At 59.9% G+C, this 15,716-nt stretch carries 10 protein-coding genes; 5 read left to right on the plus strand and 5 right to left on the minus strand.

Annotation, left to right across the window (positions count from 1 at the left end):
* Window positions 1-167: 167 nt before the first annotated feature.
* The gene (locus tag BJ917_RS02305) at window positions 168-1,190 is read right to left on the minus strand and encodes a zinc-dependent alcohol dehydrogenase family protein (protein ID WP_096511330.1); all 1,023 of its coding nucleotides are present in this window, start codon (window positions 1,188-1,190) and stop codon (window positions 168-170) included.
* A gap of 270 nt (window positions 1,191-1,460) precedes the next feature.
* Here BJ917_RS02305 and BJ917_RS02310 point away from each other — a divergent pair, with 270 nt between their 5' ends.
* The 4 genes from BJ917_RS02310 to BJ917_RS02325 all read left to right on the plus strand — a co-directional run bounded on the left by BJ917_RS02310 (window position 1,461) and on the right by BJ917_RS02325 (window position 8,564).
* Window positions 1,461-2,378 (plus strand): LysR family transcriptional regulator, encoded by a 918-nt coding sequence (locus BJ917_RS02310; RefSeq protein WP_096511328.1) that lies wholly within the window; start codon window positions 1,461-1,463, stop codon window positions 2,376-2,378.
* 319 nt (window positions 2,379-2,697) lie between these two features.
* The gene (gene mexE / locus BJ917_RS02315) at window positions 2,698-3,951 is read left to right on the plus strand and encodes a multidrug efflux RND transporter periplasmic adaptor subunit MexE (protein WP_096511326.1); all 1,254 of its coding nucleotides are present in this window, start codon (window positions 2,698-2,700) and stop codon (window positions 3,949-3,951) included.
* A 15-nt stretch (window positions 3,952-3,966) separates the two neighbouring features.
* Window positions 3,967-7,143 carry an efflux RND transporter permease subunit gene (locus BJ917_RS02320; protein WP_096511324.1) on the plus strand — a complete coding sequence of 1,059 codons (3,177 nt, stop codon included), beginning with the start codon at window positions 3,967-3,969 and terminating at the stop codon, window positions 7,141-7,143.
* Window positions 7,143-8,564: an efflux transporter outer membrane subunit gene (locus tag BJ917_RS02325; protein ID WP_121101564.1), complete on the plus strand. Its 1,422-nt coding sequence runs from the start codon at window positions 7,143-7,145 to the stop codon at window positions 8,562-8,564. Before BJ917_RS02320 ends, BJ917_RS02325 begins: the two co-directional genes overlap by 1 nt.
* A gap of 133 nt (window positions 8,565-8,697) precedes the next feature.
* Here the strand turns inward: BJ917_RS02325 and BJ917_RS02330 are convergent, their stop codons facing one another.
* Window positions 8,698-10,308: a glycosyltransferase family 39 protein gene (locus BJ917_RS02330; RefSeq protein WP_096511320.1), complete on the minus strand. Its 1,611-nt coding sequence runs from the start codon at window positions 10,306-10,308 to the stop codon at window positions 8,698-8,700.
* A gap of 390 nt (window positions 10,309-10,698) precedes the next feature.
* On the opposite strand from BJ917_RS02330, the gene BJ917_RS02335 reads away from it, so the two are divergent.
* Window positions 10,699-12,255 carry a glycosyltransferase family 39 protein gene (locus tag BJ917_RS02335; protein WP_096511318.1) on the plus strand — a complete coding sequence of 519 codons (1,557 nt, stop codon included), beginning with the start codon at window positions 10,699-10,701 and terminating at the stop codon, window positions 12,253-12,255.
* Between the two features lie 141 nt (window positions 12,256-12,396).
* Here the strand turns inward: BJ917_RS02335 and BJ917_RS02345 are convergent, their stop codons facing one another.
* From BJ917_RS02345 to BJ917_RS02355, 3 genes are read right to left on the minus strand one after another with little or no spacing between them, the layout of a single operon-like run.
* The gene (locus BJ917_RS02345; RefSeq protein ID WP_121101567.1) at window positions 12,397-13,362 is read right to left on the minus strand and encodes an HlyD family secretion protein; all 966 of its coding nucleotides are present in this window, start codon (window positions 13,360-13,362) and stop codon (window positions 12,397-12,399) included.
* A gap of 4 nt (window positions 13,363-13,366) precedes the next feature.
* Window positions 13,367-13,567, minus strand: a complete 201-nt coding sequence (locus BJ917_RS02350) for a DUF1656 domain-containing protein (protein WP_096511314.1) — start codon at window positions 13,565-13,567, stop codon at window positions 13,367-13,369.
* Window positions 13,557-15,692: an FUSC family protein gene (locus BJ917_RS02355; protein ID WP_121101570.1), complete on the minus strand. Its 2,136-nt coding sequence runs from the start codon at window positions 15,690-15,692 to the stop codon at window positions 13,557-13,559. The genes BJ917_RS02350 and BJ917_RS02355 overlap by 11 nt, the downstream gene beginning before the upstream one ends.
* Between the last annotated feature and the right edge of the window lie 24 nt (window positions 15,693-15,716).

The raw sequence follows: 15,716 nt of genomic DNA on the forward strand, positions 1-15,716 counted from the left end.
TGAGATGAAAGTAATCATCCAATTATCAGGGCTTAGTTACGCAATAGAAGCTACAGATTGAGCGCAAAAACCAGTTCAGTTGCTGGATTGCCTACATATGCAATGTGCTGAAAACGAAAGAGTCCGTATGAAACGGACTCTTTGAGGGGGGGACGTCGAGGGGTGAATCAGGCCGGTTCGACCTGCAGCGCCACTCTTTCGCGGCAAGGACACTCGCCCATGTAGCGATGCGCTTCGACAAACTCGGCAAACGGGAAGACCCGAGTCTTGAGTGGCAGCAGAACGCGATCGGCAGTCAGCTGGTTGATGTCACGCAAGGCACGTTGCAGTGCGACCTGATCCTGGATGATGCCCAGTTCCGGCTTGCCGGTGAAGTTGCCGATGCAGTGCACGAAAAACTGAATGTTCTTCTGGAACGCCGCGCAGGCCGGGAATGGCGTCTGGTTGCCCCCTTGCAGGCCGTACAGGACCAGGCTGCCGCGTGGTGCCAGTACATCGCCGAGCAGCGACATCTGCGGTCCGCCCAAACCATCGAACACCACGTCCACGCCGCGGTTGTCGGTGATCTTGTTGATCCGCATCAGCAGATCTTCTTCTTCGGTGACGATGACTTTCTCGGCACCCAGCGACAGCAGGTACTCGCGTTCCTCCGCCGTCTTGGTAGCGGCAATCACCCGTACACCCAAGGCTTTGCCCAGTTGTACGAACGATGGGCCGGCGCAGTGGCTGGCGTCGGTGACCAGGGCGAATTGCCCGGGTTTGACACGCGCCAGATCGATATAGGCGAAATAGGCGACCAGCAGCGGCGTGTAGTGCACGCTGGCTTCGATCGGGCTGAGCACGTCCGGGTAACGGGTCAGCGACGTACGCGGCAGGACAATCTGCTCGCCGTAGACCGGATAATCGTTCGGGCTTTCAGCCGGGAAACTGGCGACCTTGTCACCGACCGCCAGGTCATCGACCCCCTCACCGACAGCGGTGACGATGCCGGCCATTTCCTGGCCGAGACCTGAAGGCAGACGAGCATGGGAAGACGCCAGGTTCTGACGCCAGAGAATGTCGTACCAGCTGATGCCAATGGCTTCGACGCGCACCTGCACTTCGCCCGGTGCAGGCAGAGCCGCCGCATGCTCTTCGCATTTGAGCACCTCGGCTGGACCAAACTTGTGAAAACGGATCGTGCGGGACATCGCAAACCTCGCCAAATGAACCTCTAATGCCATGAACTCTAGCTGGGCTTTCAACCCAACACTATCAGTGGCTATTAATAGTCGACATGCCTGTCATTGATTCGGCAGCATCGGAAACATCGTCTAACGACGTACGGCACCAAATCCTTCCTTTGTAGGAAAACTGAATTACTCGGTGCAGAGTACCAGCCTTTCCCCGTAATATTCCTGCTGGCCATTGTTCTCATATGGCCGCTCACGTCAAGCTTGCTGACTCTGCCAGGACTCCAGATGAATCGTAATGACCTGCGTCGTGTCGACCTGAACCTGTTGATCGTATTTGAAACCCTGATGCACGAACGCAGCGTGACCCGCGCTGCGGAGAAGCTGTTCCTCGGTCAGCCGGCCATCAGTGCGGCGCTCTCGCGCCTGCGCGGGCTGTTCGATGACCCGTTGTTTGTGCGCACCGGCCGCAGCATGGAGCCGTCCGCGCGCGCCGTGGAAATCTTCGCCCTGCTCTCTCCCGCTCTGGATTCGATATCCACCGCGGTCAGCCGTGCGGCGGAATTCGACCCGGCCACCAGCACCGCGGTGTTTCGCATCGGGCTGTCGGACGACGTCGAATTCGCCCTGCTGCCCATGCTGCTCAAGCGCCTGCGCGCCGAGTCCCCGGGAATCGTGCTGGTGGTGCGGCGGGTCAACTACATTCTGATGCCGGGGTTGTTGGCGTCTGGGGAAATTTCCATCGGCGTCAGCTACACCACCGACTTGCCGGCCAATGCCAAGCGTAAAGTGCTGCGTCGTAGCCAACCGAAGCTTCTGCGTGCCGACACTGTACCGGGGCCGCTGAGCCTGGATGATTACTGCGCCCGCCCCCACGCGTTGGTGTCGTTCGCCGGCGACCTGAGCGGCTTCATCGATGAAGAGCTGGAAAAGTTGGGGCGCAAACGTCACGTGGTGCTGGCCGTGCCGCAGTTCAACGGTTTGAGCACCCTGCTGTCCGGCACGGACATTGTGGCCACGGTGCCGGATTACACGGCCGATGCGCTGACGGCGGCAGGTGGCGTGCGGGCGGAAGATCCGCCGCTGCCGGTGCGCAGCTTTGAATTGCACATGGCGTGGCGTGGGTCGCAGGATAATGATCCGGGTGAGCGTTGGCTCAGGTCGCGCATACAAATGTTCTTTGGGGATCCGGATAGCCTGGCCTGATCCAGATCATGTATCGAGGCTGATGGCCTCTTCGCGGGCAAGCCCGCTCCTACAGGGATTGTGGCGTTTCAAATAACCCTGTGGGAGCGGGCTCGCCCGCGATTGAAGTCCACTCGGTTCCAGGCCAGACCTTTGCAGTTCTGGAAACACAGAATTGCCATCGACCTCATTGATCGTCTCCTGGCAAAAGGCGCAGGCTAGAGAGCTGCCCCGGCTCTCATATCATTCCGAATGATAGTTACCTTCGCCCCGTTCGATTCGTGCGATACCCACCCGCCGAGCATCATTCGCCAATCTCAATACATTGGCGGATGCATCCATGGAACAATCACTCAAACATTTGCGCTTCCCGTTGGCCCTGCTGGCTGTCGTGGTGATCAGCGCGTGCGGCAAGGCGCCGCAAACGGCCGCAACCATGCCTGCAGCCAAGGTCAGCGTGGCCAAGGTGCTGGAGCAACCGGTCAACGAGTGGGACGAATTCACCGGACGTCTTGAAGCACCGGAAACCGTCGAGATTCGTCCACGGGTGTCCGGCCAGATCGATGAAGTGGCTTTCACTGAAGGCGCGCTGGTCAAGAAAGGCGACCTGCTGTTCCAGATCGATCCGCGTCCGTTCCAGGCCGAAGTCCGCCGCCTCGAAGCCCTGGTTGCCCAGGCCCGCGCCAATGCCACCCGCAGCGAAAACGAAGCCCAGCGCGGTGAGCGCCTGCGCACCAGCAACGCCATTTCCGCCGAGCTGGCCGACTCCCGTACCAGTGCTGCCCAAGAGGCTCGCGCCGCGGTCGGTGCCCTTCAGGCGCAACTCGATCTGGCGAAATTGAACCTGAGCTTCACCCGCGTCACTGCGCCGATCAGCGGCCGCGTCAGCCGTGCGGAAATCACCGCCGGCAACCTGGTGACTGCCGATACCACCGCGCTGACTAGCGTGGTCTCCACCGACAAGGTCTACGCCTACTTCGACGCCGACGAGCGTGTGTTCCTCAAGTACACCCAACTCGCCCGCCAGGGTAAGCGCGGCGCCACCACGCCGGTGTACATGGGCCTGTCGAACGAAGACGGCAATCCGCACCAGGGCGTCATGAACTTCGTCGACAACCAGGTCAACCCGAAAACCGGCACCATCCGTGGTCGCGCCGTGTTCGACAACAGCGATGGCAGCTATACCCCGGGCCTGTATGCACGCCTGAAACTGGTGGGCAGCGGCACCTACAGCGCCATGCTGATCAACGATGAGGCGGTCGGCACCGATCTGGGCAAGAAGTTCGTGATCGTGATGGATGGCGACAACAAGACCGCCTACCGCGCAGTAGAACTGGGCCCGAAGATTGAAGGCTTGCGCATCGTGCGCAGCGGCCTGAACAAGGACGACACCATCATCGTCAAGGGCTTGCAACGGGTCCGTCCTGGCTCGCCAGTCACCCCTGAAGTGATCCCGATGGCCAGCGAACAAACCCTCGCGGCCCTGGCACAACAACGACAAGCGCTGGAAGCCAGCAACCTGCCACAAGTCGCGCCTGCCAAGGTCGCGCCGGGCACGGTTGTGAAACTGGCTGCTGCGAACCCACGCGGTTAAGGGATAACGACTCCGATGAATTTTTCCCAATTCTTCATTTCACGGCCGATCTTCGCAGCGGTGCTATCGCTGCTGATCCTGATCGCCGGCGCCATCTCGCTGTTCCAGCTACCGATCAGCGAATACCCGGAAGTGGTCCCGCCGACCGTGGTGGTTCGCGCCAACTTCCCGGGTGCCAACCCTAAAGTCATCGGTGAAACCGTGGCTGCGCCTTTGGAGCAAGCCATTACCGGCGTCGAGAACATGCTGTACATGTCCTCGCAGTCGACCGCCGACGGCAAGATCACCCTGACCATCACCTTTGCCCTGGGCACTGACCTGGACAATGCCCAGGTGCAGGTGCAGAACCGCGTGACCCGGACCGAGCCGAAGCTTCCCGAGGAAGTGACGCGCATCGGTATCACCGTGGACAAGGCCTCGCCCGATCTCACGATGGTGGTGCACTTGACCTCGCCGGACAAACGCTACGACATGCTCTACCTGTCCAACTACGCGATCCTCAACATCAAGGATGAGCTCGCTCGTCTGGGCGGTGTCGGTGATGTGCAGCTGTTCGGCATGGGTGATTACTCGTTGCGTGTCTGGCTCGACCCGAACAAAACCGCTTCGCGCAACCTGACCGCAACAGACGTTGTAACCGCTATTCGTGAACAGAATCGCCAGGTGGCCGCCGGTGCATTGGGTGCTCCCCCTGCCCCGAATGCCCAAAGCTTCCAGCTGTCGGTCAACACTCAGGGCCGTTTGGTCAGTGAGGAAGAGTTCGAGAACATCATCATTCGCTCCGGCGATAACGGTGAGATCACCCGCCTCAAGGACATCGCACGGGTTGAACTGGGCTCCAGCCAATACGCCCTGCGTTCCTTGCTGAACAACCAGCCGGCGGTGGCGATCCCGATCTTCCAGCGTCCGGGCTCCAACGCTATCGAGATCTCCAACGAAGTTCGGGCCAAAATGGCCGAACTGAAGAAGGGCTTCCCGGAAGGCATGGATTTCAGCATCGTCTATGACCCGACGATCTTCGTGCGCGGCTCCATCGAGGCGGTGGTTCACACCCTCTTCGAAGCACTGATCCTCGTGGTGCTGGTGGTGATCCTGTTCCTGCAAACCTGGCGTGCCTCGATCATTCCGCTGGTGGCGGTGCCAGTGTCGCTGATCGGTACCTTTGCCGTGATGCATCTATTCGGCTTCTCGCTGAACGCCCTGTCGCTGTTCGGCCTGGTGTTGGCCATCGGGATCGTGGTGGACGATGCGATCGTGGTGGTGGAGAACGTCGAACGTAACATTGAACTGGGGCTCAACCCCTTCGATGCGACCAAAAAGGCCATGGGTGAAGTGACCGGCCCGATCATTGCCACGGCGCTGGTGCTGTGTGCGGTGTTTGTGCCGGCGGCGTTCATTTCCGGTCTGACCGGCCAGTTCTACAAGCAGTTCGCCCTGACCATCGCGATCTCGACCGTGATCTCGGCCTTCAACTCGCTGACCCTGTCGCCAGCACTGGCGGCGGTATTGCTCAAGGGCCATGACGCACCGAAAGACCGTTTCTCCAAGGTGCTCGACAAGGTATTCGGTGGCTGGCTGTTCCGCCCGTTCAACCGCTTCTTTGAAAAGGCCAGCCATGGTTATGTCGGCACCGTTGCCCGTGTGATCCGCTCCAGCGGCATCGCCCTGCTGTTGTACGCCGGCCTGATGGTCCTGACCTTCTTCGGCTTCTCCAGCACCCCGACCGGTTTCGTACCCGGCCAGGACAAGCAGTACCTGGTGGCCTTCGCACAATTGCCGGATGCCTCGAGCCTGGACCGTACCGAAGACGTGATCAAGCGCATGTCCGATCTGGCGTTGAAACAGCCTGGCGTGGAAAGTGCGGTGGCCTTCCCTGGTCTGTCGATCAACGGCTTCACCAACAGCCCGAACGCCGGCATCGTGTTCGTGACCCTCAAGCCGTTCGACGAACGTAAAGACCCGAGCATGTCCGCAGGGGCCATTGCCGGTGCCTTGAACGGCCAGTACGCGAACATCCAGGAAGCCTACATGGCGATCTTCCCGCCACCGCCGGTACAAGGCCTGGGCACCATCGGTGGTTTCCGCCTGCAAATCGAAGACCGGGGCAACCTGGGCTACGAGGAGCTGTACAAGGAAACCATGAACATCATTGCCAAGAGCCACAATGTTCCAGAACTGGCCGGCCTGTTCACCAGCTACACCGTGAACGTGCCGCAGGTCGATGCCGCCATCGACCGCGAAAAAGCCAAGACCCACGGCGTGGCCGTCAGCGACATCTTCGACACCCTGCAGATCTACCTGGGGTCGCTGTATGCCAACGACTTCAACCGCTTTGGCCGTACCTATCAGGTCAACGTTCAGGCCGAGCAGCAGTTCCGCCTCGAATCCGACCAGATCGGCCAGCTCAAAGTGCGCAACAACAAGGGCGAGATGATCCCGCTGGCGACCTTCATCAAGGTCAGCGACACCTCGGGCCCGGATCGCGTGATGCACTACAACGGTTTTATCACCGCTGAAATCAACGGTGCGGCCGCCCCTGGCTACAGCTCCGGCCAGGCCGAGAAAGCCATCGAGAAACTGCTCAAGGACGAACTGCCCAACGGCATGACCTACGAATGGACCGACCTGACCTATCAGCAGATCCTGTCCGGCAACACCGCGCTGTTCGTTTTCCCGCTCTGCGTGCTGCTGGCGTTCCTGGTACTGGCGGCGCAGTACGAAAGCTGGAGCCTGCCACTGGCGGTGATCCTGATTGTCCCTATGACCCTGCTGTCGGCCATCACCGGTGTGATTGCTTCGGGTGGTGACAACAACATCTTCACCCAGATCGGCCTGATCGTACTGGTGGGCCTGGCCTGTAAGAACGCGATTCTGATCGTCGAATTTGCCAAGGATAAACAGCTGGAAGGCATGAACCCGCTGGCCGCCGTACTGGAAGCCTGCCGCCTGCGTCTGCGGCCGATCCTGATGACGTCCTTCGCCTTCATCATGGGTGTGGTGCCACTGGTGTTCTCCAGCGGTGCCGGTGCCGAGATGCGTCACGCCATGGGTGTGGCGGTGTTCTCCGGCATGCTCGGGGTGACCTTCTTCGGTCTGTTGCTGACGCCAGTGTTCTACGTGTTGATTCGTAATTTCGTGGAGCGCGGCGAGAAGCGCAAAGCGGCCAAGACCCTGAAGCTGGAGTCGCACTGATGAGTTTGAAAGCCTTTTTGCCGAGCCTGCTGGTCCTGGCGCTGAGCGCCTGTGCCGTCGGCCCGGACTACAAGACACCAGCCACTGAACCCGCCAACATCACCACGGCCACCGATGGCGCCGCCGGCCAGAAGAACTTCGACCGTTCGCGCTTCGAAGGCATCTGGTGGCAGCAGTTCGAAGACCCGACCCTCAACCAGTTGGTGACCGAGTCCCTCAAGGGCAACCGTGATTTGCGCGTCGCCTTTGCTCGCTGGAAGGCGGCCCGGGCGATCCGCGATGACGTCAGCAATGACGCCATGCCAACCATCACCAGCCGTGCCAGCAGTGACCTGGGCAAAGGCCAGATTCCCGGCCAGGCCACCAACCGGGTCAACACTGAGCGCTACGACCTGGGCCTGGACATGGCGTGGGAGATCGACCTGTTTGGCCGCATCCAGCGCAACCTGGAGTCGGCCAACGCCGAGCAACAGGCGTTCGAGGCCGACCTGTACCAACTGCAAGTCACCATGATTGCCGAACTGGTGGATTCCTACGGTCAACTGCGCGGCGCGCAGTTGCGGGAAAAAATCGCCCTGGCCAACCTGGAAAACCAGCGGGAGTCGCGCAAGATCACCATCAGCCTGCGCGATGCCGGTGTCGGTGACCAGCTCGATGTGGAGCGCGCCGATGCCCGTCTGGCCTCGGTCGAAGCCAGCGTGCCGCAATTGCAGGCCGAGCAGGTTCGGCAGAAAAACCGCATCGCCACCCTGCTGGGCCAGCGCCCGGACAAGTTGACCGTGGACCTGAGCCCGAAAGACTTGCCGGCGATTGCCAAGGCACTGCCGATCGGCAATCCGGGCGAGCTGCTGCAACGCCGTCCGGACATCCTCAGCGCCGAACGCCAACTGGCTTCGGCCACGGCGCGAATCGGCGTGGCCAAGGCTGATCTGTTCCCCCGTGTCAGCCTCAGCGGCTTCCTCGGCTGGACCGCCGGGCGTGGCTCGCAGATCGGTTCCTCGGCGGCCAACGCCTGGGCACTGGGCCCAAGCATCACCTGGGCGGCGTTTGACCTGGGTAGCGTAAAAGCCCGCATACGCGGTGCCGATGCCGATGCTGAAGGCGCGCTGGCGACCTACGAGCAGCAAGTGTTGCTGGCCCTGGAGGAATCGGAAAACGCGTTCAGCGACTACAACAAACGCCAACAGCGTCTGATTTCGCTGATTCGCCAGAGTGAGTCGAGCCGTTCCGCGGCGGACCTCGCCGAGATCCGCTACCGAGAAGGCACGTCGGACTTCCTCGTCCTGCTCGATGCCCAGCGTGAACGTCTCGCGGCAGAAGACACCCAAGCCCAGGCCGAAGTCGATCTGTATCGCGGCATCGTCGCGATCTACAAGGCCCTCGGTGGCGGCTGGCAGCCGGAGACGGTCGCCAGCAAATAACCGCCTTCAAGTGCTCCTTTGGTTGGCCGCAACCAACCAACTTTTTTGCCCCGCGCCTCATTCGGTCGCGGGGCTTTTTTTTACTTTTCCAAAAGCCAAGGTAAATCCCTGTGATGCATCAAGGCGCAACGAATCAAGGTGCAAGTTGCAGCAATACGTAGTCATCCTTGTCGAAGCGACCTTCCAACACCCGCGTCAGTGGCGAGACCTGCGATGACGGGAGTTTCTGGTAAGACGCTTCGCTCATGACTATGTAGGCGGGGGCTTTGACCGCCTCCAGCTGTTCGGACGTCTCGGTGAAAATCGGTCGAACGTCAGTATCCGCATTGACCATGAACTTGATTGCCTTCGCGTCCTTGCCCAGGCCATGCAGCACCAGCGGTACGGAATCACTGTGCACCCGGTCAAGCACCGCCAGAGAGAACTGGCGCGTGTCATACGCGCCTCGTTGAATGGGTTCAACGTACAGGATGTAGACCGACCACACCGCCAACACCGCACAACACGCCAGACCTGCCACTCTCAACGCTGGTTTGAACAGCGAGACCAAGGCGACGATCTGCAGAAAAACCAGCAGCCCAAGGATCAAACCGATGGAGGGCAATGATTCCGGCAGTCGGTGATGCGCAACCAACACAACGCCAAACAGCACGCCCGGCAGCACCAGCCAGAGCCCTTGTATCAGTAGTCTCAAGCCGGCAAACAGCCGACCGCCTGCGGCCTGGAACGGATAAGCCGCGACAATGGCTGCCATCGGCAACATCGGCAACAGATAGCGCGCTTTTTTAGCTTGGGGAATCGAAAGCCCGATCAGCACGATCAGACCTGCAGCCGCGCAAAACATCATCAATCGCCATTGTGGCCCGCGATCATTTCTATCGCCGACCAGCACGCCAACCAATGTCAGCAATGCAAGTGGATAAGCCAACGCATAATTGCCCAGGGAACTGGTGAAATAGAACAGCACATTGCTGGAGCCTTCGCTGCCATCGATGCGCCCCGTCACCTGCATGCGAATAACATCCCGCACAAAGGCTGCATCGCCGCTGATATCGGCCAGCCACAAGATCAATCCGATGCACAGGCATAGCAGCGCCAAGGCAACCACACCAAAGCCAAGCATCCGCCTGTATTGACCGCTGAACAGGTAATAACTGCAGAGCATGCCGGTAGGCACGATCAGGCCGATCGGCCCGCGAATGGCAAAGCCCAGCACCAACAGGGCAAACAGCACACCGAGCCGCCTGTGTGCATTAAAGTGATCTGCCGCATAGGCCAGGTAAAAAACCGCGAATGAAACCGCCGCCAGCATCAGGTCCAGCGATACAGCCCTCACCTCACTGATGAACGTCACACTCAGCAGCATCAACGCAATACTGACCAGCGCCCACCGCGGTGAGTACGGCGCAAGCAGGCGATACATGAGCGTCACAATCACCGCGGCGGCAATCGAGGAAGGCAGCCAGGCCGTGAAGCTCGTCACATGCCCGAAAGGCAACGAAAGCACATAGATAAAAAACGTCGACATCGCACTGTAGTCGGCATAAGGCTCACCGTAGGTCGTCGGGAAAATGCTCGGCCCATGGCGCAGCATTTCCTGGGCGAACATCACGAACCGCGAGTCGAAGCCAATGAACGACTGCTGATTGCTCACCATCACGAACAACAGCAGCGTCAAGATACCCAGGCCGAACGAATGCAGGCGCATGGCCATGGACGGCTGGAGGGTTGAAGGGGAAGACATGTAGTTGATCCCTGAATTGAATGCACGCTGACTAGCGTGAGCTGTACGCTTTCAATGACGCCGCGCTACGAACAAATCCAGGGAAACCCTCTCCACCCGAGTTGATCATATTCCGTTGCCAACATTGCGCAGTCTGGAGCGAGAAGTCTGGAGTGCTATTTGTTAAAAAGAAGTGAAAGTTTGGTGAAGACATTTACATTTATAAGACGTGCACCCTGACAAATTACAACAAGTTATTTTTCATGTTGTAATTCATAGCTTTATGTCAATTGTTGTGGCAATCGCTTTTAAATCAGAACTAATGGTTTATTCGCAATCTACTGACATTATCATCACATTTGGCCAGATAGCTTAAAGTTCCAGCGGCTTCCCGCTTAATGCGAAATAGTCATGAACAAATCATTCATCAGGTTTTTGAAAAGTGACCAGGGTGCGCTGCTGCTTCTGCTTGGCGTATCCGCGCTTCTATTGCTATTCGGGTTGGGGGCACGGGAGCTTTGGGGTGCAGAAACACGCTGGGCAAACATCGCCCTGCAAATGTTGCAAACGGGCGATTATTTCGACCCTTACCTCAAAGGCATGCCCTATTACGACAAGCCTCTGCCTTCCTACTGGCTGATTACGGCCACTGCCCACCTGATGGGTGGCCTCGGCCACTGGTCACTACGCCTGTCCTCGGTCATCGCTGCCTGGCTGAGCATCTGGCTGGTCTACCTGATCGGCGGGCAGCTATATGACAAAGGCACCGGCCTGATGGCCGGCTGGTTCCTGGCGACGACGTTTTTTTTCGTGTTCTGGGCGCGTGTAGCGACGGCCGACATCCTGACGGTTTGCGGGGTCCTGGCAGCTATCTGGTGGTATTGGCGCGGCCCGGACGACACGCGGCTGAGTCGGTACAGCGTATTTTTCCTGATCCTGGCGCTGACGTCGCTGTTCAAGGGTTTAATCGGATTCATCCTTCCAGGGCTGATGCTGCTGCCGCATCTGCTTGGCGAGGGGCGCTGGAAAAACCATCTCAATCGACGCATGTGCCTGGCGATGCTGGTAGCGGGCGTGTTCTACATGGTGCCGTTCATGTTGTCGCAGCGTTATGGCGCACCTGCTTATGGGGAGAGCGGGCTTGGACTGGTATTCCGGGAAAACGTCGTTCGATTTTTCAAACCCTTCGACAACATTGGCCCGATCTATACCTACCTGCTCTATCTGCCGGTCTATACCCTGCCGTGGGCGCCCTGCTGGATACTCGGCCTGTGGGTGGCGGTGCGGAACTGGAAGCACACCGAGCCTAACATTCGCTGGCTGATCCAGGGCCTGGCGTTGCTGTTCCTGTTCTTCACCGCCAGTGGCAGCCGGCGCAGCTACTACGTCTTGCCTCTGGTGCCATTTGCCCAATTGCTGGCAGCCTGGTGGGTCACCCGGCGAATGGCCGAGCGCCAGGCTGCGGGTAACGTCAGTGGGCCTGGTTGGACAAAGGGTATTGCCGGGGCAGCAGGTTTTTTGTTTCTGATACTTGGCATTGTCTATCCCTGGACCAACAGTGGAGGTGGCGGTGTCATGCAGTTCAGCCGGGATGTACGAGCGCAAGCCATCAAAACTGCGCCGTGGAACGAATGGCGCATGGTGCTGGTGGATGTCGACAATAAGCTGCCCATGTACCTGCAAAACCATGGCTCACCGTTTTACTATGTGCCCCCCGAATCAGACATTCCACAAACAGGCGACAGCGCAGCATTGATGGCATGGCTGGAAAAACAAAGTGGCGAGACCTGGAATCCTGAACGCACGATCATCGTGGAGCAGTACGAAGACATCAAACAATTGCCCCTGGATTATCTGACTGCCGACCATCAGTTGATCACCACCAAGCCAAACAACGGCGCCCGATTGTTTCACGCCCATGAATCCGGCAGCGCCGCGTTCATTCCCAATGTGAAAAATGACGGATAAAACAGACAAAAATCCCCTGTAGGAGCTGGCTAGCCAGCGAAGACGGCGGCACAGGCAACATCAGCGTTGGCTGACACATTGCTTTCGCTGGCAAGCCAGCTCCTACGGGTTCGCGCGTTGTCCAGAAAGGTGTGTAAGCCCTTAACGTTGTTCTTCGGATTTGTGGTTTTCCCGAACAGTTACCGTAGCCGTAGTCCCCGCCCGCAAGTTGGCTTTACCGGCATTGTCCGGATCGATCTGTATCCGCACCGGCACCCGTTGCGCCAGTTTGATCCAGGTGTAGCTCGGGTTGATGTTGGCCAGCAATCGCCCGCCAGGCAGGTTTTCCCGGTCGGCGATGGCGAAGGCGATGCTTTGCACGGTGCCGCCGAAACGCTCGCCGCTCATCAATTCGATGTCGACCCGATCCCCCTCCCCGATTCGCGGCAGTTTGGTTTCTTCGAAGTAGCCGCTGACATAAAACGAGTCACTGTCCACCACCGCCACCAACGGACCACCCGCGGTCGCGTAGTCACCCTGGCGGGTCAGCAGATTGGTGATGTAGCCACTGACCGGCGACTCGACCCGGGTGCGCTCCAGGTCGTGCTCGGCTTCGGCCAATGCGGCAATGGCCAGTTGCACGTTAGCCTGGGCGAAGCCAAGGTTGGCCTGGTTGCGCAGCAGATCGGCCTGGGCCACCGCCACCTCGGTGCTGGACTTTTCCCACTCTTCACCGGAAATCGCCGAGCGTTCCTTGAGGGTCCGACGGCGGTGCTCCTCGCTTTGACGCTGGCGCAGCAGCGCCTGGCTGGCGACGATGGTTGCTTCCGATTGCCCCAGCGCAGCCTTCGCCACCCCCACGGAACGCCTGGCATGCTGCACCGCCAGGGTGTAGCGCGAGGGATCGATTTCCAGCAGCAACTGGCCCTTCTCCACATGCTGGTTATCCTGCACGCCGAGGTTGACGATGCGTCCCGCGACATCGGCGGACAAGGTCACCACATCGGCCCGCACCCGTGCATCCCGGGTCCAGGGCGCGCGGGTGTAGTGTTCCCAGGCAAACCAGCCGAGCACGAAAGCCAGCGCGACCACCGCCAGGGTCGTGAGTTGAGCAAGGATCTTCTTCAAGGCATCAGGCTCCCATCACCAGAATCAGCGTCGCGCACACGCAGGCGTACAACGCGCCTTCGAACAAGGCTTCATGCCAGACGAACTGCAACACGCCGAGGCGCCGCAGGATCCAGTCCAGCACCATGAAAACCGGCAACCCCAGCAGCAGCGCCTGGGCAATCGGCGGCAGATAGACACCGCCTATTTCAATATCAATGGGCAAGTGCCGGTACTCCTTGCGATGGGACGGCTTCAAAGTGGCGACGGTGCCGCTCCAGGAACGACACCACGATCAACAACGCCACGCGCATTCGAAACACAGACCATAAGTGTTCATGGACACTGGAGTGCAGCGCATCCAGCTCGTCACCCAAGGTGTGCAGGCTGTCGAGCACCTGATCGACATCGATATCGGGACGACCGGCGACCAGGCGCCCGGTATCCCGCACGGTGGCCAACAGCCGGGTTTGCGTCGGCGGACTCAGTAGTACGTTGTTCTGCCCCTGTTGCCGGAGCTGGTTCAAGGCGGTGCCCAGGGCGAGGCAGGCGAGGCTGACCTCGAACAGGTCGCGCGATGGCTTGTCCGCAATGGCGGGCAACAGCCCCAGCATCGTGGTCAGGCGGTCGACCATGCGGCTTTCGAAGGCAAACTGGTTTTCATCGGTGGCCGGCATTTTCAGCAAGGCATGGACCTGCTCACAGTTCTCCTGGTGCAGCCGGCGAATGCGCAGCACGGGCCTGAACGGGAAGATCAAGGCGTAGACGCTCAACGCCAATGTAGCGGCGCAGACGTAGGCGCCGGCAAATTCGAACCACTGGATTGCACTGTTCTGTCCTATCCCGGTGTTGGTAGGACCAAGCAGCAAAAACGTCGACAGCCCCAGACCAATCCCGGTGCCCGTGGTGGGCGGGCTCGACAACCCCACCGCAACGGCATAGAGCAAGGGCGCCAGCAGAACCGCCAACATCTCGAAGTTGCTGATCATCGGCACCAGCGCGAACTGCAGCAGCGCCGACACCACCAGCGCCAGCCCCAGGCCCCGGGCATAGCTCTGGGCTGCCAGCAGCGGCCGGGGAAACGTCGCCATCAGCGAGCAGAGAATTCCCGCCACAATCATCCCGCCCCGGGCGCCGTCCCAGCCGGTTTCGATCCAGATCATTCCCGCCACCATCAATGCGCAGTACGCGCGGATGGCGTTCATCGCCGCCAGGGTGAAGTCCAGGTGCAAAGGATTGGCCTGACCGCGAAACATGCTGCTGGCCTTGCGTCCGCTCTGGATCGCATCGCTCAGGTCCAAAATGGTTTCCATCTGCAGCAACATCCGCGCCTGTTCCCAGCGCAATGACCATGACAGAGAGCGCAAGGTGGCCTTGAAGGGCTCGGTCAGTTGTTCCGAAAGGTAGGCCAGTGCATCGAAACGCTGTCGCAACGCCGCAAACTGGTGCCGCTGCTCGCTGGACAATGCGCGCCCTTGCCGGGCCAACTCATCGAGAAAGACCAGTTCTTCGCTGAGCAATTGCTGTATTTCAACAGGTATTTCGCCTTCCCAGCGTTCGAGCAACAGCTCGCGCTGGTGGCGCAAGGCGGTGAGCCGAGCCGTCAGCAGCAACAGTTGGTTGCCGAGCAGCTGCACCAGATCGTCGGCACTGCGCAACCGCGGCGCGTCGTAATACAAATGCCGACGTACCCCTTCCAATGCGCTGATCTGTCCAAGCAACTGCATCTGCCGAGCGTGGAAGTCGGCCTCGCTTTCCTCGGTACGAATCACCGCGCTGGCATGGGTCGCCAGCAGCTTGATCACCTGATCGATCCTGGCGAAGTAATCCTTGGCCACGGCTTCCGGGCGCGCGGTCAGCAGGCTGACGACACAGACGCAAGCGACCGCCAGCAGAGTTTCTGTCACCCGGGTCACCGCCAGCAGGAAGGTGCCGTCCTGATCCGGTACCGCCAGCAACCCCACCACCACCGCCGTGTAGCCGCTGAGCACGAATGCCTGGGAACTGGTGTAACGCAACAAGGTGCCGCCAGCGGTACACAGCGCGAGCCACAGCGACAGCGTGATCAAGAACGGCACCGGCGCCTGGGGAAAGATCGCCATGATCACCACGGCTACCGCTGCGCCCAGGGTGGTACCGATCACCTGGCCAAAACTGCGGGCCAGGGCCATGCCGGCCAGTGGCTGGCTGACGATGACCACGGCCATGATCGACCATTTGGGCTGATCGAGGTCGAACAGGAAGGCCAGGTACAGGGTCAGCAGGCCGGCGGCGATGGTTCTCAAGGCAAACAGCAACACCCCGGGGCCGGGGTGGAGGATGGCCTTGAAGTATTGCAGCAGCGCTTGCATCGGGAAAGCTCTTGGCGGGCTATC

Source organism: Pseudomonas sp. WPR_5_2, assembly GCF_003634475.1.
GTDB classification, from domain to species: domain Bacteria; phylum Pseudomonadota; class Gammaproteobacteria; order Pseudomonadales; family Pseudomonadaceae; genus Aquipseudomonas; species Aquipseudomonas izuensis.